Annotated in this window: 23 protein-coding genes and 2 tRNA genes; 7 read left to right on the top strand and 18 right to left on the bottom strand. The window is 64.8% G+C overall.

All coding sequences use genetic code 11. The features are described 5' to 3' along the window. Positions 1-47: 47 nt before the first annotated feature. From holB to mltG, 3 genes are read right to left on the bottom strand one after another with little or no spacing between them, the layout of a single operon-like run. The gene (gene holB / locus QHC78_RS07045) at positions 48-1,133 is read right to left on the bottom strand and encodes a DNA polymerase III subunit delta' (protein ID WP_319743165.1); all 1,086 of its coding nucleotides are present in this window, start codon (positions 1,131-1,133) and stop codon (positions 48-50) included. After that, positions 1,130-1,774, bottom strand: coding sequence for a dTMP kinase (gene tmk / locus QHC78_RS07040; RefSeq protein WP_319743164.1), 645 nt, complete (start codon positions 1,772-1,774; stop codon positions 1,130-1,132). The genes holB and tmk overlap by 4 nt, the downstream gene beginning before the upstream one ends. After that, a complete protein-coding gene (gene mltG, locus QHC78_RS07035) occupies positions 1,771-2,865 on the bottom strand; it encodes an endolytic transglycosylase MltG (protein WP_319743163.1) in 1,095 nt (364 codons plus the stop codon). The genes tmk and mltG overlap by 4 nt, the downstream gene beginning before the upstream one ends. A 44-nt stretch (positions 2,866-2,909) precedes the next feature. Here mltG and ygfZ point away from each other — a divergent pair, with 44 nt between their 5' ends. From ygfZ to QHC78_RS07020, 3 genes are read left to right on the top strand one after another with little or no spacing between them, the layout of a single operon-like run. Next, positions 2,910-3,929 (top strand): CAF17-like 4Fe-4S cluster assembly/insertion protein YgfZ, encoded by a 1,020-nt coding sequence (ygfZ, locus tag QHC78_RS07030; protein WP_319743162.1) that lies wholly within the window; start codon positions 2,910-2,912, stop codon positions 3,927-3,929. A 24-nt stretch (positions 3,930-3,953) separates the two neighbouring features. Further along, positions 3,954-4,262, top strand: coding sequence for a DUF4936 family protein (locus QHC78_RS07025; RefSeq protein WP_319743161.1), 309 nt, complete (start codon positions 3,954-3,956; stop codon positions 4,260-4,262). Positions 4,263-4,266: 4 nt separating this feature from the next. Beyond that, positions 4,267-5,082 carry an NRDE family protein gene (locus QHC78_RS07020; RefSeq protein WP_319743160.1) on the top strand — a complete coding sequence of 272 codons (816 nt, stop codon included), beginning with the start codon at positions 4,267-4,269 and terminating at the stop codon, positions 5,080-5,082. Here QHC78_RS07020 and QHC78_RS07015 read toward each other — a convergent pair. From QHC78_RS07015 to QHC78_RS06960, 12 genes are all read right to left on the bottom strand, one after another. Further along, positions 5,043-6,011: an alpha/beta hydrolase gene (locus QHC78_RS07015; RefSeq protein WP_319743159.1), complete on the bottom strand. Its 969-nt coding sequence runs from the start codon at positions 6,009-6,011 to the stop codon at positions 5,043-5,045. The two genes, QHC78_RS07020 and QHC78_RS07015, sit on opposite strands and share 40 nt — an antisense overlap. Then, positions 6,004-6,432, bottom strand: coding sequence for a PaaI family thioesterase (locus QHC78_RS07010; protein ID WP_413816425.1), 429 nt, complete (start codon positions 6,430-6,432; stop codon positions 6,004-6,006). Before QHC78_RS07010 ends, QHC78_RS07015 begins: the two co-directional genes overlap by 8 nt. 6 nt (positions 6,433-6,438) lie before the next feature. Then, positions 6,439-6,753 (bottom strand): Dabb family protein, encoded by a 315-nt coding sequence (locus QHC78_RS07005; protein ID WP_319743157.1) that lies wholly within the window; start codon positions 6,751-6,753, stop codon positions 6,439-6,441. A 37-nt stretch (positions 6,754-6,790) separates the two neighbouring features. Continuing rightward, a complete protein-coding gene (locus tag QHC78_RS07000; RefSeq protein WP_319743156.1) occupies positions 6,791-7,177 on the bottom strand; it encodes a DoxX family protein in 387 nt (128 codons plus the stop codon). 174 nt (positions 7,178-7,351) lie between these two features. Then, positions 7,352-8,359 carry an inorganic phosphate transporter gene (locus QHC78_RS06995; RefSeq protein ID WP_319743155.1) on the bottom strand — a complete coding sequence of 336 codons (1,008 nt, stop codon included), beginning with the start codon at positions 8,357-8,359 and terminating at the stop codon, positions 7,352-7,354. 12 nt (positions 8,360-8,371) lie between these two features. Next, the gene (locus QHC78_RS06990) at positions 8,372-8,998 is read right to left on the bottom strand and encodes a DUF47 domain-containing protein (protein ID WP_319743154.1); all 627 of its coding nucleotides are present in this window, start codon (positions 8,996-8,998) and stop codon (positions 8,372-8,374) included. 322 nt (positions 8,999-9,320) lie between these two features. After that, a complete protein-coding gene (locus QHC78_RS06985; RefSeq protein ID WP_319743153.1) occupies positions 9,321-10,709 on the bottom strand; it encodes a replicative DNA helicase in 1,389 nt (462 codons plus the stop codon). A gap of 266 nt (positions 10,710-10,975) precedes the next feature. Further along, on the bottom strand, positions 10,976-11,431 hold the full coding sequence (gene rplI / locus QHC78_RS06980; protein ID WP_319743152.1) for a 50S ribosomal protein L9: 456 nt from the start codon (positions 11,429-11,431) through the stop codon (positions 10,976-10,978). A 16-nt stretch (positions 11,432-11,447) separates the two neighbouring features. Then, on the bottom strand, positions 11,448-11,720 hold the full coding sequence (rpsR, locus tag QHC78_RS06975) for a 30S ribosomal protein S18 (RefSeq protein ID WP_319743151.1): 273 nt from the start codon (positions 11,718-11,720) through the stop codon (positions 11,448-11,450). A gap of 28 nt (positions 11,721-11,748) precedes the next feature. After that, positions 11,749-12,084, bottom strand: coding sequence for a primosomal replication protein N (gene priB, locus QHC78_RS06970; protein ID WP_319743150.1), 336 nt, complete (start codon positions 12,082-12,084; stop codon positions 11,749-11,751). 95 nt (positions 12,085-12,179) lie between these two features. Further along, positions 12,180-12,551: a 30S ribosomal protein S6 gene (gene rpsF, locus QHC78_RS06965; RefSeq protein WP_319743149.1), complete on the bottom strand. Its 372-nt coding sequence runs from the start codon at positions 12,549-12,551 to the stop codon at positions 12,180-12,182. A gap of 268 nt (positions 12,552-12,819) precedes the next feature. Beyond that, positions 12,820-13,791, bottom strand: coding sequence for an asparaginase (locus QHC78_RS06960; protein WP_319743476.1), 972 nt, complete (start codon positions 13,789-13,791; stop codon positions 12,820-12,822). Positions 13,792-13,982: 191 nt separating this feature from the next. On the opposite strand from QHC78_RS06960, the gene lexA reads away from it, so the two are divergent. Both lexA and QHC78_RS06950 read left to right on the top strand, forming a co-directional pair. Next, positions 13,983-14,636, top strand: a complete 654-nt coding sequence (lexA, locus tag QHC78_RS06955) for a transcriptional repressor LexA (protein ID WP_319743148.1) — start codon at positions 13,983-13,985, stop codon at positions 14,634-14,636. Positions 14,637-14,744: 108 nt separating this feature from the next. Next, the gene (locus tag QHC78_RS06950) at positions 14,745-15,608 is read left to right on the top strand and encodes a hypothetical protein (RefSeq protein WP_319743147.1); all 864 of its coding nucleotides are present in this window, start codon (positions 14,745-14,747) and stop codon (positions 15,606-15,608) included. A 39-nt stretch (positions 15,609-15,647) separates the two neighbouring features. On the opposite strand, the gene rlmB is transcribed toward QHC78_RS06950, so the two are convergent. Together rlmB and rnr are read right to left on the bottom strand one after the other, a co-directional pair. Beyond that, a complete protein-coding gene (gene rlmB / locus QHC78_RS06945) occupies positions 15,648-16,382 on the bottom strand; it encodes a 23S rRNA (guanosine(2251)-2'-O)-methyltransferase RlmB (RefSeq protein WP_319743146.1) in 735 nt (244 codons plus the stop codon). 164 nt (positions 16,383-16,546) lie between these two features. Continuing rightward, complete coding sequence (gene rnr, locus QHC78_RS06940; RefSeq protein WP_319743145.1) at positions 16,547-18,988, bottom strand: ribonuclease R; 2,442 nt, start codon at positions 18,986-18,988, stop codon at positions 16,547-16,549. Positions 18,989-19,123: 135 nt separating this feature from the next. Here rnr and QHC78_RS06935 point away from each other — a divergent pair. Both QHC78_RS06935 and QHC78_RS06930 read left to right on the top strand, forming a co-directional pair. Continuing rightward, a tRNA-Leu gene (locus tag QHC78_RS06935) sits at positions 19,124-19,208 on the top strand. A gap of 65 nt (positions 19,209-19,273) precedes the next feature. Continuing rightward, positions 19,274-19,358 (top strand) — tRNA-Leu (locus tag QHC78_RS06930). Between the two features lie 195 nt (positions 19,359-19,553). Here QHC78_RS06930 and QHC78_RS06925 read toward each other — a convergent pair. Beyond that, complete coding sequence (locus QHC78_RS06925; RefSeq protein ID WP_319743144.1) at positions 19,554-20,288, bottom strand: TetR/AcrR family transcriptional regulator; 735 nt, start codon at positions 20,286-20,288, stop codon at positions 19,554-19,556. Positions 20,289-20,516 lie beyond the last annotated feature (228 nt).

Genomic DNA, 20,516 nt, shown 5'->3' with positions numbered 1-20,516 from the left:
AGCCGGGTGCCGGCGCCCCCGGCCCCAAAGCGAGCCGGCGCGCCCGCCTAGGCGGCGGCTCGCCTACTGCGGCCGAGGCAGGCGGCGCACGCCTGCGCGAGGACGTCCTGGGCGAACAGGCGGGCGTTCAGCGGATGATCCGCGATCATGCGCTGGCGGCTGAGCCAGCGCGACAGTTCCGCTACGCGTGCGGGTTCTGCGCGCTCGCCGATCTTGGTGCTGTGCGCCGCCAGTTCGGGGTAATAACGCGCTGCCAGCCCCACCTGGGCCAGCGCCACGTCGGTCACGAGGCGCTGCAAGGCGTCGATCCATTCGGCGGCGGGAATCTTGTCGAGCGCATCGACGATCTGCCCCACGTCGGCCGGCTTGCCCTGCGCCAGCGCTGCAGCCCAGGTGTCGAGCCATGGCGAACGCGGCGGCAAGCCCGCCTCGGCTCGTCGCCAGGCGGCCACGGGCGCGCCGCCGGCCGCAGCTAGATGCGCGGCAGCATTCTCCATGCCCTGAGCCTCGAGCCAGGCAAGCGCCTGGTCCGGGTCGGGGGCGCCCAGCGGCAGGCGCCGGCAACGGGATACCAGCGTGGGCAGGAGCCGGTCCGGCGCATCGGCCACCAATAAAAACACCGTATGCGGTGGCGGCTCTTCCAGGATTTTCAGTAAGCCATTCGCCGAGATCGTATTGAGCGATTCGGCGGGATACAGCACGACCACGCGTAGCCCGCCGCGGTGCGTGCCGGTATTCGCCCAGGACTCCACCGCGCGTATCTGTTCGATGCGGATCTCCCGCGATGGAGCGCGTTTGCCGGCCTTCTTGCCCTCGGCCTCGCCGCCGTCTTCTTCAGTCTCGGCATCCTCCGCCTGCCCTTCCGCCACGGCGACCGCCTCGGGCCGGATGCGTCGAAAGTCGGGATGATTGCCCGAGGCGTACCAGGTGCACGCCGGGCAGGCACCGCAGGCCATGCCGTCTTGCGGTGCTTCGCACAGCAAACTCGCCGCGGCGGCCCGGGCAAACTCCACTTTGCCTATACCGGCCACTCCATGGATGAGCCAGGCATGGGCGAACCGGCGTCGCTGGGCTTCGCCCAGCCACGTGCGCGCCAGCGCTTCCTGCCAGGGAAAAAAGCGGGGCAGGCTCATGAATGCCTGGCCGCGATAACGCAAGCCTGCAGTTCGGCCAGCAGTTCTGCGCGCACGACGTCGATCGGCCGGGTCGAGTCGACGATGCGAAAGCGTGCGGCATCCGCCGCAGCGCGGGCGTGATAAGCGGCGCGCGTGCGCTCGAAGAACGCGTCGTCTTCGCGTTCGAACCGGTCCAGCGTGCGGCCGCGGCCCAGGCGCTCCCGGGAAACGGCTAGCGGAACGTCGAACAACCAGGTCATGTCCGGTTGCAAATCGCCGTGCACCCATTGTTCGAGCACCGCGATGCGCTCGGCGGGCAGGCCCCGTCCGCCGCCCTGGTAGGCATAGGTGGCATCGGTGAACCGGTCGCAGACGACCCATTTGCCTTGGGCAAGCGCCGGCTCGATCACGGTGTGGACATGTTCGCATCGCCCGGCGAACATCAGCAGCGTTTCGGTGTCCAGCCGCATCGATTCGTTCAGCACCAGATCGCGCAGCTTTTCGGCAAGCGGCGTGCCGCCGGGCTCCCGCGTTTGCACCACTTCCAGTCCGAAACTGCGCAATTGCGAGACGAACCAGTCCAGGTGCGTGCTCTTGCCGGCGCCGTCCACGCCCTCGAGCGTGATGAACCTACCGCGGCGGGATGACGACATGCTCATGGCTGTACTGCTTCGGCTTGGGTGGAGGATTCGGCTTGGGGGGAAGGTTGGGCCGGAGACGGCGGATTAGCCTTTCCCCGTCCAAGCTGATAGCGCGCCACGTAGCGATTGTGGCGCTCCAGCGTTTCCGAAAACGCACTGGTACCATCGCCGCGCGAAACGAAATACAGGTATTTGTGTTTTTCTGGCTGGACTGCGGCCAACAACGATGCACGGCCGGGATTGGCAATAGGCGTGGGCGGCAGGCCGCGGCGCGTGTAAGTGTTCCATGGCGTATCGGCACGCAGGTCGCGGCGCCGCAGATTGCCGTCGAACACTTCGCCCAGTCCGTAAATCACGGCAGGGTCCGTCTGCAGCGGCATGCCCACCCTAAGCCGGTTCACGAACACGCCGGCGATGCGGCGGCGATCGGCTTCCATGCCGGTTTCCTTTTCGACGATGGAGGCGAGGATTAGTGCCTCGTAGGGGGATCCCAATGGCAGCTCGGCATCGCGCTGCTCCCAGATTTCGGCCAGCTCCCGCTGCTGCGCGCGGTAAGCGCGCCGCAGGATGTCGATATCGCTGGACCCCACGGCAAACAGGTAAGTATCGGGAAAGAACAGCCCTTCAGGGTGGCTGGTGGAGGCGCCGATCATCGCCGCTACGGTCGCGTCGTCGACCCCTTCCAGGGTTTGCCGGACGTCCGGGTGGCGGCGCAGCGCCGCGCGTATCTGCCGGAAGTTCCAGCCTTCGATGATGGTGATCTCGCGCTGCGTCACGTCGCCGCGAGACAGGCGCTTCAACAAGGTCCACAGCGACTCGCCGCGTGCGACTTCATAGCCGCCGGCCTTGATGCGCCGGTCGACGCCGGTCAGGCGGGCATATGCCACCAGCGCGTCCGGCGGCACCGCGATACCTGCTTCGCGCATCTGATGCGCGATGCCTCTCATGGTCGTGCCTTCGTCGATGACGAAGTCCACTTTGTCGGCTGGCAGAGAAAGCGGCATGCGCAGCCACGCCACGCCTGCGCCGACGGCGGCCAGCGACAATAGCAGCAGCGTCATGACCAGGAAGATCAGCGCGCGTTTGAGGGAAAAATGTGGTTTGGGCATGGGCTGCCTATAATACTTCGATCGACCTCATCGACCATTTCAAGATGTCAATCCAAGAGATTGTATCCCCCGGCATCGCGTCCGGCACCGCGTCCGCGCGCCTTGTGCGGCTCGATCATTTGACCGTGATCGAAATCCGGGGAGCCGACGCGATCGAGTTCCTGCATGGCCAACTGACCCAGGACGTCAAGCAGTTGGGCGACGCTGATGCCAAGCCTGCCGGCTACTGCACGGCCAAGGGGCGGCTGCTTGCCAGCGCCATCATCTGGCGTGGCGAACCCGATCCCGCCGACCCGGCTCCGCGCGTGCTGGCCATGATCGACGCAAGCATCGCCGAAACGCTGCAGAAACGTCTCTCCATGTTCGTGCTGCGCGCCAAGGTCAAGGTTTCCCGCACGGCATTGCAAGTGGCGGGTATATGGAGCGGCACCGATTCGGCGGCGCTCCAGGCCGCGGCGGGCGGCTTGCTGCCGGCGGCGCCCTGGACGCGGGCCGAGCTGCCCAGTGGCACGTGGATCGCCGCCCCCACTGCCGGAGCCGGGCAGGCCCGGTGGTGGTGGGTGGGCCCGGCCGATAGCCTGCAACGGCTTTGCGTGTCCATCGAAGCGGACGCCGGCATCGAGCAGGCGTGGCGTGCCGCCGACATCGCCGCCGGGCTGCCGTGGATCGTCGCCGTGACGCAAGACATGTTCGTGCCTCAGATGGTCAACTTCGAGCTGATCGGCGGGGTCAGTTTTACCAAGGGCTGCTATCCCGGCCAGGAAGTGGTGGCGCGTAGCCACTACTTGGGCAAGCTCAAGCGCCGCATGTTCGGCGGACGCATCGCAACCGCCGAAGATCCCCTCGCGCTTACCGGCGCGGACGTATTCCAGGACGGCGATGAACAGCCGTGCGGACGCATCGTCAATGCCGCCCGCGATGGCGACGCCGTTGCCATTCTTTACGAAAGCACGCTCACCGCCGCCGGCGGCCCCGCGGCATTGCGCGCGGGCTCGGCGGCCGGACCGGTCATTACCGGGCAGGCGCTCCCCTACTCCGTGCCCGACGACGCGAAGTCGGCATGAACTCGTCCATTTGCCGGGACTCAGATGACCAACCTCTACGTGTACTACAAGCTGTCCGACGCTGATCGGAAACACGCGCTGGCGCCGGCGCACCACGTCGTAGCAGCCGGCCGTGCCTGGAGCAAGCGGACCGCCCTGCTGGCCCGGCCGTCTTCAGACGGCGGCGTAGCGACCTGGATGGAGGTGTACGAGGACGTGGCCGACACGCAGCAACTGGAGGCTGCCCTGGCGGCCGCCGTGGACGAAAGCGGTCTCGCCCGTTTCCTGACCGGGAAGCGGCGAAGCGAACTGTTCGTCGAACTGCCCATGGACGCAGCACGACTGGACGACTGAAGCCATGTGCTTGATCGCCTTTGCCTGGGACCCGCGCGGACCCACGACGCTGTTGATCGTTGCCAATCGCGACGAGTTCTACGCGCGGCCAACCGCCCCGGCGGACTGGTGGCACGATCATCCGGATATATGGGCCGGCCGCGATCTCACTGCCGGCGGCACCTGGATGGGCATTAGCCGCCAGGGTCGCTTCGCGGCAATCACGAACTACCGCGAAGCCGGTCGGCACGATCCGACCGCTCCTTCTCGCGGCCGCCTCGTATCCGATTTCCTCGCCGGCGACAGCTCACCGGCGAGCTACCTGCGCAACCTGGCGCGGCACGCCGAATCCTTCAACGGTTTCAATCTGATCGTGGGCGAGCTTTTCGGGCGCGCGCCGTCGCTCTGGTACCTGGCGCACCGGCGCGGCTGCCCGCCCGTCTCTCCGGAAGCCTTGGCTGCCGGCGTCTATGGCCTGTCGAACGCAGTGCTCGACACTCCCTGGCCCAAGGTCGTGCGTACCACCGCTGCGCTGGCCACCCTCAAGGCCGCCGAAGCGCGCACGCCGGCCTACCTGCAGATGCTCAGCGACACCACGACGGCGGAAGACGCGCAATTGCCCAGTACCGGCATCGCCCTGGAGCGCGAACGCGCGCTGTCCGCCGCCTTCATCATTACGCCGGACTACGGCACCCGGGCGCAGACCGTGTTGCATGTCACTCGCGATGGCCGGGTCGAAGCGGCAGAGCGCAGCTTCGACAACGCCGAGCAGGCGCGCCGGCTGGTGCCGGCTGCCTTGCGTCAGGTCGCCTTCGAAGTCCCGAATACCGAGCGCAGGTAATCCACCGTATCGCGATGGGCCTGCCGTGCCACGCGCAAGGCGCCGCCCATGTTGTAGAAACTGTGGATGGCGCCCTCGTACACCTTTAGATCCACGCGAACCCGGGCATCCTCCAGTTTGCGTCCGTAGGCCAGTCCCTCGTCCACCAACGGGTCGCATTCGGCCAGTTGAAGGAAGACTGGCGCCAGCCCCGCGAACTCCGGCGCGTCCAGCGGCGCAAAACGCCAGTCCATGCGATCGGCGTCGTCCCGCAAATAATGGTTGAAGAACCACTGGATGGTCTTGGCATCGAGCAAATAGCCTTCGGCGTACGCCCGATGCGACTGGGTATCCTGCCAAGCGCTGGTTCCCGGGTAGAGCAGCACTTGCGCCGCCAGGGGTAGGCGGTCGTCCCGGGCGCGCAATGCGGCTTGGGCCGTCAGCGTGCCGCCGGCGCTATCGCCCATGCCGGCCACGCGCTGCGGGTCGATGCCGATCGTGGTGTGTTCGTCGAACGCCCAGCGCCAGGCAGCATAGACGTCCTCGGCTGCGGTGGGAAAGCGGTATTCCGGCGCCAGGCGATAGTCCAGCGACAGGACCTTGCAGCAGGCACCGTTGGCCAGCATGCGGCAAATGGCGTCGTAGCTTTCCACGCTGCCTATCGTGAATCCGCCGCCGTGCGCGAAGATTACCAGCGGAGCGGGCTCGCGGGCCTGCATGCCGGTGTAGAGCCGGGCCCCGATGTGCGCATCGCCGACCGGGATGGACAGGTCGCGCACCTGCGCGACCGGAGCCGGCGCGATTTCGAGGACCTTGCTCGCTTTTTCGTGGAACGCTCGCGCGTCCTGCGGCGTGTACTGCCAGTACGGCGGGCGATTGGCGCGCTTGACCCGTGCAACCAGGTCCGCGACCTGGGGATCCAACGGGCGGGGATGCTGCAGATCAGCCATCGCCGCCCTGGTCGCCGCGCTTCCTGATGTACTTGAACGTGCCGCTGGCGCGGGCGACCAGGCCACCGCCCGGGTCGCGTACCTCGGCCTCGCAGAAGGCCATGGTGCTGGACCGGTGGTAGCACTTGCCATAGGCGATCAAGCGGCCTGCCTCCCCTGGACGCACGAAGCTGGTGGTCATGTCGACCGTGGCACCGCCCCGCATTTCAGGGTGCAGCGACCGCGCGGCCGTAGCCATCGCGGCGTCCAGCATGGTCATCAAGACGCCGCCATGGCACACCTGCCAGCTGTTGCAATGCTCGGGCAGCACATCCAGGCTCACCTCGGAACGGCCCCCCTCGGCCTTGACCAGCGTGGCGCCGAGCCAGGCCAGGAACGGGATGGGTACATCGGTCACCCGTTGCGGATTTTCCACCGGCATCTCGCTCTACCTCGCCGCGGGCAGCTCGTAATCGAAGCACACGCGCTCGGTACGCACCGCTGCCATGAAGGGCTTGGCCGCGACATGGCGCGGGTGGGCCTGGTAGGCATCCAGCGCCTCGCGGCTGGCAAACAGGGAGTTCAGCACCACGTCATGGGTGGCCTCCTGCCCTTCGGCCGCAAGGCCGATCTCGAACTCCAGGATGCCCGGGACGCAATCTCGGCAGTCCTCGAGCATCTGTCTGACCTTCTCCATATTGGTCTTTCGGTCGGCGCCTTCAGCTTCGTCCTTGAGTTTCCACATCACGATATGGCGGATCATGGCAGATTCTTTCCTCTTCCTTGGAATGGGATGCGCATTAGCGGCGGGCCAGGCGATGGCCGAGGATGGCCGCCACGATCAAGCCGCCGATGACGGTGACGTGCTCGAACACCACCAGCATTTCGTGCTTGGCGGTCTCGCCCTGAAGCTGCCAGAAGGGATGGGCAATGGGTATGGTCAGCACGGTGAACACGGCCAGCGCGCCGGCCCCCAGCCAGGCAGCGCGGTTGAAAATGATCAGCAGCGAGCCACCGATCTGGACCACGATGGTCAGCACATTGAACAGCCACGCCGGTTCGAGCCCGAAATGGCTCATCTCCGCCATCCCGCCCTGGAAATCGATCAGCTTGGACAGGCCGCTGCCCCAGAACACGAAAGTCAGGACGATACGTGCCAACAGCAGCAGCGCGCGGGAATCAAGCAAGGATTGTATCGGTGCGGGTGTCATGGTGGCCGTCCATCACGAAGGGGGAATGTGCCGGCACAGGCACGCTACGCGGCCCGGCCGGCGCCAGGGTTCCCGGCAACGGGCCCCTTGGCGCGCCATCATACTTGAAACATTCCGGCGCCAGGCAGCCCCCATGCCTGGAAGACCCACTTAAAAGGCGTACTTTCCCACCCACCAGGCGCCCGCGGCTACCAAAGCCGAGGCGGGGATGGTCAGGATCCACGCCCAGACGATGTTGCCGGCCAAGCCCCACCGCACGGCGTTGAATTTGCGGCTCGAGCCGACGCCGACGATGGCGCCCGTAATCGTATGGGTGGTCGAGACCGGAATGCCGAGCGTGGTGGCCAGGAACAGAGTCAGTGCCCCGCCCGTCTCGGCGCAGAAGCCGCCGACCGGCTTGAGCTTGGTAATGCGCTGCCCCATCGTCTTGACGATGCGCCAGCCGCCGAACATGGTGCCCAGCGCGATCGCTGCATAGCAGCTGATGATGACCCAGGTCGGAACGTGGTCCTTGGCGCCGGGAACGTTGGCCGCGATAAGCAGCAGCCAGATGATCCCGATGGTTTTCTGCGCGTCGTTGCCGCCGTGTCCCAGGCTGTACAGGCCGGCCGACACCAATTGCAGCCGTCGGAACCAGCTATCCACCTTGAGCGGGCGCGTGCGACGCATCAGCCATGACACAAGAAGCATCAACAGCCCGCCCAGCAAGAATCCCAGCATGGGCGACACCACGATGAAAGCAACGATATACAAGATTTCGCTGGCCATCAGGGCCGCGGGTCCGGCACTGGCCAAGGCGGCACCCACGATGCCCCCGATGAGGGCATGCGAGGAAGAAGAAGGAATGCCGAAATACCAGGTGATGACATTCCAGGCGATCGCCCCGATCAGCGCGCCGAAGATCACGTAATGATCGACCACGGCCGGATCGACGATGCCCTTGCCGACGGTAGCCGCCACCTTGAGGTGGAAGACAAAGATCGCGATGAAATTAAAAAACGCGGCAAAGGCGACCGCGTGGTGAGGCTTGAGCACGCCCGTGGAAACCACGGTGGCAATGGAATTGGCCGCATCGTGGAACCCATTCATGAAGTCGAAGATGAGCGCCAGAACGACCAGGAAGGCAAGCGTGGCAAAACTGATTTGAAGCGTATCCATGTAGCGGTCCGACTATGCGTTTTCCAGGACGATGCCTTCGATCAGATTGGCGACGTCTTCGCACTTGTCGGTGATTTCTTCCAGCAGCTCGTAGATTGCTTTCATCTTGATCAGCTGCCGCGTATCGGCCTCGTCGCGGAACAGGCGCCCCATCCCGCGGCGCATGACACGGTCGGCATCCGACTCGAGGCGATCGATTTCCTCGCAGATTTTCATGATGCTCGCCGTATCGCCCAGGTCGTGGAGCAGGCTCACCACCATGTGGAGCCGGTCGCAGCACTGGACCGTGATGTCCGCCAGCGCCCGGGTATCGGGCGTGACCGAACGGATGTCGTACAAGTTGATGCACTGGGCGGCGTCCTCCATCAGGTCGAGGATGTCGTCCATGGTTGTGATCAGCTGGTGGATCTGGTCGCGGTCCAGCGGCGTGATGAAGGTCTTGTGCAGCAGGTCGACCGTATCATGGGTGATCTTGTCGGCCTTCTTTTCCAGCGTCTCGATGTTCTTGACCCGTTCCTCGGCCTGGCTCAGGTCGGCCATCAAGGCCGCCAGCTCTCGGCTGCCCTGGCGCGACAGATCCGCGTGGGCCGTAAACATATCGAAAAAGCGGCCCTCTTTGGGCATTAAGCGTCCAAACATCACGTCCCCTCGATACGCCACATGACAAATATATGACGCGTTAAAAACCGCGCGAAGTGTAGCAGAGTATAGACCCCCCCTACGCGCTGACGCGCGCCCCCCAGGGGGCGACACTGGCGGACCGGCAAAGCCGGATCCGCGGTGCCCTGGGTCTCGTAGCACCATCTTGGTTTGTCGCACGGGTGCTGCCGCGCGCTGCCAGCGGCAGCAACGGTGCTCCAAACCAAGAAAGTTGAATTAGACCCAGGATGCGGTGGATCCGGCTTTGCCGGTCCACCCGCATCGCCCCCTGGGGGGCGCGCGTCAGCGCGTAGGGGGGGGCTCAATACTCCGAATCGACGAAGGCGTTGCCCGAGAAGTTCTGGAACTTGGTATAGGCGCCCTGCCAGGTCAGCCTCACGGTACCAATCGGACCATTACGCTGCTTGCCGATGATGATTTCCGCGGTGCCTTTGTCGGGCGTATCCGGGTTGTAGACCTCGTCCCGGTAGATGAACAGGATGACGTCGGCATCTTGTTCGATGGCCCCCGATTCACGCAGATCGCTCATCACGGGACGCTTGTTGGGGCGCTGCTCGAGGCCACGGTTGAGCTGCGACAGCGCAATCAAGGGGCAATTGAGCTCCTTGGCCAGGCCCTTCATGGAGCGGCTGATCTCGGACAATTCGGTGGCCCGGTTTTCGTTGCCGCCGCCGTTGCCCGACATCAGCTGCAAGTAGTCGATGATGATGAGGCCGAGCTGGCCACACTGCCGGGCCAGCCGGCGCGCACGCGAACGCAGCTCCATGGGGCTGAGCGCGGGTGTCTCGTCGATGTAGAGCTGCGTATCCTGCATTTTCTGGATCGCATGGGTCAGCTTGGGCCAGTCCTCGTCCAGCAGCTTGCCGGTACGCAGCCGCTGCTGATCCAGGCGCCCGACCGAGCCGAGGACACGCATGGCGAGCTGGGCGGCGCCCATTTCCATGGAGAACACGGCCACGGGCAGTCCTTCTTCCACCGCCACATGCTCGCCGATATTGACCGAGAACGCGGTCTTACCCATGGAGGGGCGGCCAGCCACCACGATCAAGTCGCCAGGCTGCATGCCCGACGTCATTTTGTCCAGGTCTGTGAAGCCGGTCGGAACGCCCGTGATGTCCGAACTGGAGTCGCGGTGGTAGAGCTCATCGATCCGCTCGACTACTTGCGTCAGCAGCGGTTGGAGCTCCTGGAAGCCCGCCGTGCCGCGCGCGCCCTCCTCGGCGATCTGGAAAATCTTGGCCTCGGCCTCGTCCAGCAGTTGGCGCGTATCCTTGCCCTGGGGATTGAAGGCGGCGGCCGAGATCTCGTCGGACACGGTAACCAGCCTTCGTAGTACGGCCCGGTCGCGCACGATCTCGGCATAGCGCCGGATGTTGGCCGCGGAGGGAGTGTTCTGCGCGAGCGAGTTGAGATAGGCGAGTCCGCCGACCTCTTCGGCCTTGCCCGATAACTGCAGGGCCTCGTAAGTGGTGACGACGTCCGCCGGGCGGGCAAGACCGATCAGCTTGGCCATGTGCTGCCAGATCACCCGGTGGTCGTAGCGGTAGAAATCGTCTTCCTTGAGGATATCGGCGATGCGATCCCAGGCGGCGTTATCCAGCAGCAAGCCGCCCAGTACCGACTGCTCGGCTTCGACCGAGTGAGGCGGGACGCGCAGCGACTCGAGTTGGGGATCGACGGGCGAATTCATAAAACGGAAAACCTGGTTGAAGCGCCATCGGCGACAGTACCGACGGACGACAGTTTAGCCCCTTTGGCCGCGCGCCAGTTTCCGCGAGGCGAGCCCGGACCGGACCGCTGCCCGGCGGCAGCCCCTGGCCCAGAAAAGCAAAACCCCTCATTCGGGAAAAATGAGGGGTTCTGTTCGCGGCAACCGCGCCCGGGGAAGGACTGGCCTTCCGGGCGGGATGCGCACCGGCCCGACGGGCCGGGCGCAACGGTCCCTGCCGTGTTGCTTCAGGCCGTTTCGCCGACCACGACGACCGTGATATTGGCGACGACGTCGGTATGCAGTGCGACTTCCAGCGGGAACTCGCCTATGGTCTTGAGCGGACCGTTGGGCAGGCGGACCATGGCCTTTTCGACGGAGTCGAAACCGGCCGCCTTGAGCGCGGTGGCGATGTCGAAGTTCGTGACCGAGCCGAACAGGCGGCCGTCCACACCCGCTTTCTGGGTGATGGACACCGAATAGCCTTCCAGGCGCTGGGCCACGGCTTGCGCGGCGGCCAGCTTCTCGGCCTGGATCTTCTCGAGTTCGGCGCGGCGGGCCTCGAACTCTTGCAGCGCGGCCTGGGTGGCACGCTTGGCCATTTTCTGCGGAATCAGGAAGTTACGGGCATAGCCGTTCTTCACGCGGACGACGTCGCCCAGGTTGCCGAGATTGACGACTTTTTCGAGCAGGATGATTTGCATGATGGACTCCCGGCAATCAGTTGTGGTTGTCGGTATAGGCCAAGAGCGCCAGGAAACGGGCGCGCTTGATCGCCGTATCGAGCTGGCGCTGGTAATGCGCCTTGGTGCCGGTCAGGCGGGCAGGAATGATCTTGCCGTTTTCCTGGATGAAGTCACGGAGGACCTCGATGTCTTTGTAGTCGATCTGCTCAACGCCAGCTGCCGTGAAGCGGCAGAACTTGCGCCGCTTGAACAGCGGATTCTGTTGACCGAACTTTTTCTTTTCCTTGCGTTTGCCGAATGCGGCCATGATGTACCTCTTGGGTATTCAATCCGTTTCACACCTGAGTGCTGCCCTGCCCGCTTTCACCATCCCCCTCGCGGGTCAGGACGGCGGCTTGCTGCACATGCAGCCTCAGTCTGCTTGAACCTTTCCGGGTCGGTGCCAGGAAGCCCTCGATCCGCATCGACCGGCCCAGCGCACTGCGCTCGAGCCTGCCAGCCAGATCACCTACGACCACCGCATTGACGAGCATTTCCACCCGGCGGGGCCTGCCGCCTTCGATGGGCTCCGATTCATGGGCAAGCGTCAGTTCCAGGACCGGAATCCCGGCCGGGGTATACCTGAGCGGCTTGCACTCGACCACCTGAGCGGTCAACTGAACCTTGTTCAACGCCGTATCGTCCTGGGCATCGCGCGAAACCCGTATATGCGGGCGGCGGCGATGCGGGCGGTCGGCAACGACCTGTCCACCAACTCGGTCGGGGCTTACGCCTCGGCCGTCGTGGTTTCGGTGGACACCTTGCGGGCCTCCTCGCGCTCGACGATCTTCATCATCGGCGACGAGGCGGTCTCGGCCTTCTTCATCTTGACGACGAGATGGCGCAGCACGGCGTCGTTATAGCGGAAAGCATGCTCGAGTTCGTCCAGCGTGGCTTGGCCGCACTCGATGTTCATGCATACGTAGTGAGCCTTGACGAGCTTCTGGATCGGGTACGCCAGCTGGCGGCGACCCCAGTCTTCGAGGCGGTGGATGGTGCCGCCCTGGCTGGTGATCAGCGACTTGTAACGGTCGACCATGGCCGGAACCTGCTCGCTCTGGTCCGGGTGAACGATGAAAACGATTTCGTAATGACGCATCGATGCTCCTTATGGATGGTCCCCGGCCCAGCAAGGGGCTGGGCCGATGGCGCAAGTCCGCTCAAGCGTCTAGAGTCGGACAAGGGATTAATTGGCAGAACGCCAAGGACAGACAGGCAACCGGAGTCGGGTGGCCCCACGGCATATTTCACACCGGCGGCAAAGCCCATCCGAACTACCTTCCACGAACTGCCTTCCACGCCTGCCAAAAATCAAGCCAACTATTATCGCCTGCCACAGCACAAAAAGCAACCGTCAGCCGCACACCTCAGTGGGTATCGAACACGGACTGCAACAGCTGCGGCTCGCCGCAGCCGGCTCCGAGCGCCAGCATGGTCAGCACCCTGGCCTTCCATGGCGAAAGCGTGCCGGCACCCACCATGCCCTGCCCCGCCGGGATGCATCCGCTGCCGGTGCGGGTGGTCCGCACGACGGCCAGGCCTGCCGCGCGCAGGCGATCCAGCGCCGCCAGGGCTTCCTTGCTGGCCGAGCCATTGCCGGTTCCGGCCCATATAAGACCCCGCGCACCGCAGGCGCCGACGGCATCGATCAATGCCGCCGAAGCGCCAGCATAGCCCACGAGCACTTCTACCGGCGGCAGGGGGGTGTCGCAACTGAAGCGGGTGGCATGGGTATGCATGCGATCGGGCCGGGCGAGCCAGCTCACGCAGCCGTCCTGCACCAGCCCCAGCGGCCCTCCGTTGGGCGCGGCAAAGGCATCGGGGCGGTTGGCGTTGACCTTGGTTGCGTCCCGCGCGCCGAAGATTCCGTGATTGAAGGCAATCAGCACGCCGCGGTCGGCCGCTTCCGCCGCGGCTGCGACCGTGACGGCGTTGAACAGGTTAAGGGGCCCGTCGGGCGACAGGGCGGTGGCCGGACGCATGGCGCCGACCAGGACCACCGGCTTGCGGGTCTTGAGCACTAGGTGCAGGTAGTACGCCGTCTCCTCCAGGGTGTCCGTGCCATGGGTCACCACCAAGCCGTCGACCGCTTCGCTGTCGAGCAGTTCCTGCAGACGGACTGCCAACGCGCGCCAGAACGCGGGCGTGGCGTTCTTGCTGTCGAGCGCGGCGAATTGCTCGGTTTCGACCTGGGCAAGCTCGTTCAGCCCGGGAACGGCCGCGCACAGGTCCTTCACGTCTAGCGCGCCCGAGGCATAGACCTGCGTGGACTGCGGCCGCGAACCTGCGCCGGCGATGGTTCCTCCGGTAGCGACGATGCGGATGCGCGGCATGGACATGACGAGGACTTCGGTGCTAGGCGACACGCGGATGATACCTGCGCGCCGGGCTTGGCGTGCGCGCGACAGTCCTGCGCATTTTCTTGCCTTTCCCATGGATACTGTATAAAAATACAGTTACTGGATAAAACCACAGACGTCCCGGACTCTCCTTCTGCGAGCTGGGCCGGTGGCACATACGGAGCCCAGACATGTCCAAGCTGACCGCGCGCCAACAACAAATACTCGACCTCATCCGCGAGGCCATCGTCCGGACCGGTTTCCCGCCGACCCGGGCCGAAATCGCCCAGGAGCTCGGGTTCCGCTCTCCCAACGCCGCCGAAGAGCACCTGAAGGCGCTTGCACGCAAGGGCGTACTGGAACTGTCCGCCGGCACCTCTCGCGGCATCCGCCTCAAGGAACCCGCCGCCGAGGCGCCGGCCCCGTTACAGCTTACTCACCCGGCGCTGGCCCAGCTGGTCTTGCCGCTGGTCGGCCGCGTCGCCGCCGGCAGCCCCATTCTTGCCACCGAACACATCGATAAGGAAATAGGCGTCGACCAGGCACTGTTCTCACAACGGCCGGACTATCTCCTCACGGTCCGCGGCAACAGCATGCGTGACGCCGGCATCCTGGACGGCGACCTGCTCGCGGTCAAGAAAGCCGCCCAGGCGCGGGACGGCCAAATCGTCGTGGCCCGCCTGGGCGACGACGTCACGGTCAAGCGCCTGCGCTATACCGACACAGGCCTGAGCCTGCTGCCCGCCAATCCCGATTTCGAACCGATCGACGTCGGCCGCGAACGCGACGACTTTGCGCTCGAAGGCATCGCGGTCGGCCTGATACGGGCTGGCCTGCTTCACTGAGGAACACCCGGTGCCGCACCGGCCGGTGATCCGGTCCGATGCCCTCCCGCCCCTATCCTGCCCCGCGGCTTCCTGTGAAGACCCGGGGGACTCTGACGGACGAACATCATGAAACCTTGCACACCCAGCCTCTCCAGCGGGTTTCCCGCTCTCGACGCCGAATTGCCCCAGGCCGGATGGCCCGTCGGGGCGCTGACGGAAATCCTGGTTCCACGAGTCGGACACGGCGAGCTCAATGTGCTGGGACCGCTATTGCAGCGCCTGACGCGTGCCGGCCGTACCGTCGTGCTGCTAGTGCCGCCGTACCTGTCCTATGCGCCGGCCCTGATCCAGCACGGCGTGGCCCTTGAATGCGTCAAGGTCGTCCGTACGTCGCGCCCCCTGGACGATGGCTTGGGGCAGATCGAACCCGCACTGCAGGAGGGCCGGTTCGGCGCGCTGGTCGCCCTGCTGCCGCCCGACCGGGACGCTCAATCGGAAAACATGGCCCGCCGGTTGCAAATGGCTGCGCGGCTTGCGGGATGTCCCGCTTTCCTTTTCCATACCTGCAGCACGCCGGATACGACGTCGGCGTCGCAGTTGCGCCTGCTTGCAGACATGACGCAGCCCGGCCGCATCCGGCTCCAGCGGATCGCCCCGCCGGCCGAATCCGGGCGCGGCACCGTGGTCATCGATACGGGTCCGAAGGAAACCGTCCGCAGCGCCTTCCGACGCGTACCCGCACCGTCGCGCGCAAGTGCGCCGGCCGACGCGTCCGCCACATCCGGTCCCGGGTGCGGCCATCCGGGCCACGGCGGCGGCCAACCGGAAGAGCGTCCCGGCCATTCCCGTTCCGACCCGCAAACGCCCCGCTCCAAGCCTGTTCCAGGCAAACGCAGTGCCTGGCCGTTCAAGCAACGGCGTACCGGTGGCGAGCACGGCGGGTACTCGGCCGCCCTGGCGATGCTGTTTTCGCGCGGCTGGAACGCCTAGCAAGCCAAATTGTGCGGGGGCCGCTGACCGCCTTGCTCGTCAGCTTCGCTGCCTGACCGTTTCGTACAGGCAGATGGCGGAAGCCACGCTGACGTTCAGGCTTTCCACGGAACCGTGCATGGGAATGCGCACCAGCTGATCGCAGGTTTCGCGTGTCAGGCGCCGCATACCTTCGCCTTCGGCCCCCATGACCCAGGCGATGGGCTGGCGCGCATCCACCTGGTGTATGGTTTCGGTGGCTTCGTCGTCCGTGCCCACCACCCAAACGCCACGCTCCTTGAGTCCGCGAAGCGTACGCGCCAGATTGGTCACGGTCAGGTAGGGAACGGTGTCGGCCGCCCCGCATGCTACGCGTTGCACGGTGGTATTCAACCCCACGGCCCGGTCCCGCGGCGCGATGACGGCCTGGACGCCGGCTCCATCCGCAGTCCGCAAACACGCGCCCAGATTGTGGGGATCGGTTACGCCATCCAGAACGAGCAGGAAGGCGGGCGCCTTGGCATCGTCCAGCACTTCGTCGACGTCCATGGCCAGCTCCAGGGCCGCCGCGAGGGCTACGACGCCCTGGTGGCGTTGCCCTTTCGCCAAGCCGTCGAGCCGCTGCTGGGCGACCGGGTGCACTTTGCAGCCGGCTGCCTGGGCTTGTTCCACCAAGGTCAGCATCCGCCGATCACGGCGGGCTTCCTCCACGTAAACGTCCTTGATCGAACCGGGCGCATGGCGCAGCCGCGCCGCAACCGCATGAAACCCCACCAATACCTGGCTCGCTGCCATTTGCCTACCCTGAAAAAAGACGGCGCTGCCCAAGCAGCGCCGCATGCATCAATTAGAACAGAGATCGCCAAGCCGACGCAAAGCGCAAGCTCGTCGCGCCGCCGCAGCCCCTGCCGATATCCCGGCAGGATGCCCAAGAATGGCCGCGCCCGACGCTTCCGTGCTCAGCGGCGTTTACGTCCGTGCTTGGAGGCCGCCCGCTTGCCGGTGCGGGGGCTGGCGGTTTTTTCCGCCGCTGCATGCTTTTTCGATGCCGTGCCCTTGGGAAGTTTGGACATATCCGTCAGCAGCACGCCTTTGGCCTTCTGGGGCTTGCGCTCGGGCGCCGGCTCGCTATCACGCTTGAGTGCCTTGCGCAGGCCTTCGTAGCTGACCCCCTTGACCAGCTTGAACTCGATGCGCCGCGCCTCGAGGTCGACGCGGGCCACCTGGACCTGGACCTTGTCGGTCAGGCGATAGCGCATACCGGTGCGCTCCCCGCGCAGCTCGTGCAGGCCGTCGTTGAACTGGAAATACTCCGCACCCAGCTCCGAAACGTGCACCAGCCCTTCCACATAGAGCTCGTCCAGCGTGACGAACACGCCGAAGGGCGCGACCCCGGTCACCGTGCCGCTGAAGACGTCCCCTACCCGCTCGCGCATGTACCAGCACTTGAGCCAGGCCTCCACGTCGCGCGAGGCATCGTCGGCGCGGCGCTCGTTGGAGGAGCAGTAGAGCCCCAGCTTTTCCCACAGTGAATGTTCCTGCTCCTTGGCATTGCCCGGTACGATGGGCATGCCCTCCAGCGCATTGGGCACATAGCGCTTGCTTTGCAGCAAGGCCTTGATCACGCGGTGCGTCAGCAGGTCCGGATAGCGCCGGATGGGCGACGTGAAATGGGTGTAGGCGGGATAGGCCAGTCCGAAATGGCCGACGTTGTCGGGGCTGTACATGGCTTGCTGCATGGAGCGCAGGGTCATGGTCTGCAGCAGCGGTGCGTCGGTCCGGTTCTTCGCGCTCTCGAGCAAGGCGGAGTAGTCCGCCGCAGTGGGTTTGTCGCCACCGCCTAGGGAGAGCCCCAGGGTTTTCAGGAAATCGCGCAGCGCCTGAAGCTTCTCGGGCGTCGGTCCCTCGTGGATGCGATAAAGGCCGGGATGCTTGCTGCGCTCCATGAAGTCGGCAGCGCACGTGTTGGCGGCCAGCATGCACTCCTCGATCAGCTTGTGGGCATCGTTGCGCACGTAGGGCACGATGCTTTCGATCCGTCCCAGTTCATTGCAGACGATCTTGGTCTCGATCGTGTCGAAATCGATGGCCCCCCGCTTCTGCCGCGCCTGCGCCAGCAGCTTGTACAACTCGTAGAGGTCCTGGATCTGCGGCAAGACGTGTGCGTGCTTGCGCGCCGCCGGTCCGGCCGGCTGTTGCAGGGCCGCCCAGACTTCCGTGTAGGTCGTGCGCGCGTGCGAGTGCATGACCGCGTTGTAGAACTGGTAGGCCTGGACCGTTCCCGCCTTGGCGCCCGAGGCCGGGATCACCATGTCGCATACCAGGACCAGCCGGTCCACGTTGGGATTCAGCGAGCACAGGCCATTGGATAGCTTCTCCGGCAGCATGGGGATGACCTTGCGCGGGAAGTAGACGCTGGTGCTGCGCTCCAGCGCGTCGGCGTCCAGCGCGTCGCCGGGCGTCACATAATGCGCCACGTCGGCAATGCCCACGATAAGACGCCATCCCGGGCGCTTGCGGGTGCCCGTGCCCAGCTCGACCCGCTCGCAGTAGACGGCATCGTCGAAATCGCGCGCGTCCTCGCCGTCTATGGTGATCAACGGCACGTCCCGAAGATCGAAGCGTCCGCGCAAGTCGTTCTTGACGACTTCCCCGGGCAGCCGTTCGGCCTGGGCCAACGCCTTGGGCGAGAACTCGTGAGGCACGTCGAACTTGCGGACGGCGATCTCGATTTCCATGCCAGGATCGTCGATCTCTCCCAGTATCTCGACGACCCGGCCCAGCGGCTGGGTGTGCCGCGTGGGCTGCTCGATGATCTCGACCGTGACAACCTGCCCGTGTTGTGCCTGGGCTGTTTCCCCCGGCGGCACCAGGATGTCGTGCTTGATCCGCTGATCCTCCGGGACCACCAGGAACAGGCCGCGCTCGTTCAGGAAGCGGCCCACCAGCTTGTTGGTGCGCCGCTCGAGCACCTCGACGATGGCGCCCTCCTGCTTGCCGCGGTAATCGGCGCCGGACAGGCGCACCAGGACACGGTCGCCATGGAGAACCTTGAGCATTTCCTTGGGCGGCAGGAAGATATCCGTCTGCCCATCGTCACGGATGAGGAAGCCAAAGCCGTCGCGATGCCCCTGCACGCGGCCGGCGATGAAATCGAGCTTGGTCGACAGCAGCAACGCGCCCTTGCGGTTCTGCATGAGCTGGCCGTCGCGCTCCATGGCCGCCAGGCGCCGCTCGAAACCCACACTGTCCGGATCCACGCCCAAGCGCCGCGCCAGCTCGGCAGGAGCGATAGGCGCATTGGCTTCCCGCAACACGCCGAGGATCTGCTCGCGGCTGGGTACGTCCGGATCGAAATCCGTGGGCGGGGAAGATTGATTGTTATGGGATCGAGTTGTCAAAGCTAAAGGTTCTCTTTATAATGCGCAGCTTCAGTTGCCACTGCCTGATTTTACCGGTGTGGTTGATGCAAGCGAGCGGTTAATGCCGGAAGCTTGAGTTTACCGCAGCATGTGTTAGGCAATTGCAACTAGTATGCCCAGATGGCGGAATTGGTAGACGCACTAGTTTCAGGTACTAGCGCTTAACGGCGTGGAGGTTCGAGTCCTCTTCTGGGCACCATCCGATGTAGCAAAGCAGCGCTGGTCAGGATGGGCAGCCCGTTCATCGGGGTTTTACGCAGCAGTGCCCAGGTGGCGGAATTGGTAGACGCACTAGTTTCAGGTACTAGCGCTTAACGGCGTGGAGGTTCGAGTCCTCTCCTGGGCACCAAGGTTTTCATGGCTTCTCTCGGAAGCCTGCTGATGAGCTCGCAGAAATGCGGGCTTTTTTCGTTTTTGCCCCCTTTCCCCTCCCTCCCACACCGCGGCCCCGGCACGGCCAACGCCGGCAGCAGAGCCATACGCGTGACGCTGGCCGCATAATACGCGCCCCCTCCCCGTACGCGCCCCCTCCCCGCGACGCCCTTCAGCGCGGACGAAGATTGTCCAACACGACTTCGGTAATGTGAGCCAGCCATGCGTCCCGACGCTCGCTTTCCATCAAGTCGACCCCCAGCCAGCGCGAGCAGGTGTGGTGATTCGAAACATAAAAAAAGCCCAAGGCCATGACCGTCATCAGCACTGTCTCCGCATCGATGTCCTTGCGGAAAACCTGCGCCCGCTGCCCAGTCGCGAGCAAGTGGCTGATGGTTTCTATCAGCGGCATGGACACGCGCTTGATCTTGGCGGATTTCTTGACGTACTTGGCCCGAAGCAGGTTCTCGGTCATCAGCAGGCGCACTAGGTCCGGGTTCTTGTTGTAGTGGTGCCAGGAATGGGCAATGAGCTGCTTCATGCCTTCCACAGGATCGCTTTCGGTCTGCACGAAACTGCGCTGCTCTTCCACCATCTCGGCGTACAAATGCTCGAGCACAGCCTGGTAGAGACGTTCCTTGCTGCCGAAATAGTAATAGAGCATCCGGTCCACGGTCTTGGCGCGCTTGCTGATTTTGTCGATACGCGCGCCGGAATAGCTATGCTCGGCGAACTCCGCGATCGCAGCGGCCAGGATGCGGGCTTGCAGCTCTTCCGGACTGCGCCGGCCTTTCGCCGGACGGGTCGGGGCCCCGTTCGCGGCCGTCCTGGCCGGGGCTTTTTTTCTGGCGGGGCGGGCGGGCGCGTCCTGCTCGATCTGCTGCTCCACTGCGGTGCTCTCTTTCATTCGTCGGACCTTGAGATTCTAGTGTACGAACCATGGAGCGCTGCGGCAGGCGGCTTGCCGCGGGGCGGCCATACCTGCTGGTTTCCCGCTGGCAGTGCAGCGACGCACCACGGGCGTCGGGCGGCCGGCCTGCGCGCGCACTGGATTCGTGCATCGGTATTTTCCCCCTCCCAGTTTAATGTAGAAAATCCTCCATAAGTGGAGTATCTTCTTTTCGATCGCGCATAT

Origin of the sequence: Pigmentiphaga sp., from assembly GCF_033795525.1 — a bacterium.
GTDB lineage: Bacteria > Pseudomonadota > Gammaproteobacteria > Burkholderiales > Burkholderiaceae_B > Pigmentiphaga.
The sequence above is the reverse complement of the archived record's forward strand: the minus strand, read 5'-3'. Positions and strand labels throughout refer to the sequence as shown.

What these genes read in the sequence shown, in the direction of transcription:
- holB (WP_319743165.1), bottom strand. Translation starts at nt 1,133, where the DNA reads ATGAGCCTGCCCCGCTTTTTTCCCTGGCAGGAAGCGCTGGCGCGCACG.
- tmk (WP_319743164.1), bottom strand. Translation starts at nt 1,774, where the DNA reads ATGAGCATGTCGTCATCCCGCCGCGGTAGGTTCATCACGCTCGAGGGC.
- mltG (WP_319743163.1), bottom strand. Translation starts at nt 2,865, where the DNA reads ATGCCCAAACCACATTTTTCCCTCAAACGCGCGCTGATCTTCCTGGTC.
- ygfZ (WP_319743162.1), top strand. Translation starts at nt 2,910, where the DNA reads ATGTCAATCCAAGAGATTGTATCCCCCGGCATCGCGTCCGGCACCGCG.
- QHC78_RS07025 (WP_319743161.1), top strand. Translation starts at nt 3,954, where the DNA reads ATGACCAACCTCTACGTGTACTACAAGCTGTCCGACGCTGATCGGAAA.
- QHC78_RS07020 (WP_319743160.1), top strand. Translation starts at nt 4,267, where the DNA reads ATGTGCTTGATCGCCTTTGCCTGGGACCCGCGCGGACCCACGACGCTG.
- QHC78_RS07015 (WP_319743159.1), bottom strand. Translation starts at nt 6,011, where the DNA reads ATGGCTGATCTGCAGCATCCCCGCCCGTTGGATCCCCAGGTCGCGGAC.
- QHC78_RS07010 (WP_413816425.1), bottom strand. Translation starts at nt 6,432, where the DNA reads ATGCCGGTGGAAAATCCGCAACGGGTGACCGATGTACCCATCCCGTTC.
- QHC78_RS07005 (WP_319743157.1), bottom strand. Translation starts at nt 6,753, where the DNA reads ATGATCCGCCATATCGTGATGTGGAAACTCAAGGACGAAGCTGAAGGC.
- QHC78_RS06995 (WP_319743155.1), bottom strand. Translation starts at nt 8,359, where the DNA reads ATGGATACGCTTCAAATCAGTTTTGCCACGCTTGCCTTCCTGGTCGTT.
- QHC78_RS06990 (WP_319743154.1), bottom strand. Translation starts at nt 8,998, where the DNA reads ATGTTTGGACGCTTAATGCCCAAAGAGGGCCGCTTTTTCGATATGTTT.
- QHC78_RS06985 (WP_319743153.1), bottom strand. Translation starts at nt 10,709, where the DNA reads ATGAATTCGCCCGTCGATCCCCAACTCGAGTCGCTGCGCGTCCCGCCT.
- rplI (WP_319743152.1), bottom strand. Translation starts at nt 11,431, where the DNA reads ATGCAAATCATCCTGCTCGAAAAAGTCGTCAATCTCGGCAACCTGGGC.
- rpsR (WP_319743151.1), bottom strand. Translation starts at nt 11,720, where the DNA reads ATGGCCGCATTCGGCAAACGCAAGGAAAAGAAAAAGTTCGGTCAACAG.
- rpsF (WP_319743149.1), bottom strand. Translation starts at nt 12,551, where the DNA reads ATGCGTCATTACGAAATCGTTTTCATCGTTCACCCGGACCAGAGCGAG.
- QHC78_RS06960 (WP_319743476.1), bottom strand. Translation starts at nt 13,791, where the DNA reads ATGTCCATGCCGCGCATCCGCATCGTCGCTACCGGAGGAACCATCGCC.
- lexA (WP_319743148.1), top strand. Translation starts at nt 13,983, where the DNA reads ATGTCCAAGCTGACCGCGCGCCAACAACAAATACTCGACCTCATCCGC.
- QHC78_RS06950 (WP_319743147.1), top strand. Translation starts at nt 14,745, where the DNA reads ATGAAACCTTGCACACCCAGCCTCTCCAGCGGGTTTCCCGCTCTCGAC.
- rlmB (WP_319743146.1), bottom strand. Translation starts at nt 16,382, where the DNA reads ATGGCAGCGAGCCAGGTATTGGTGGGGTTTCATGCGGTTGCGGCGCGG.
- QHC78_RS06925 (WP_319743144.1), bottom strand. Translation starts at nt 20,288, where the DNA reads ATGAAAGAGAGCACCGCAGTGGAGCAGCAGATCGAGCAGGACGCGCCC.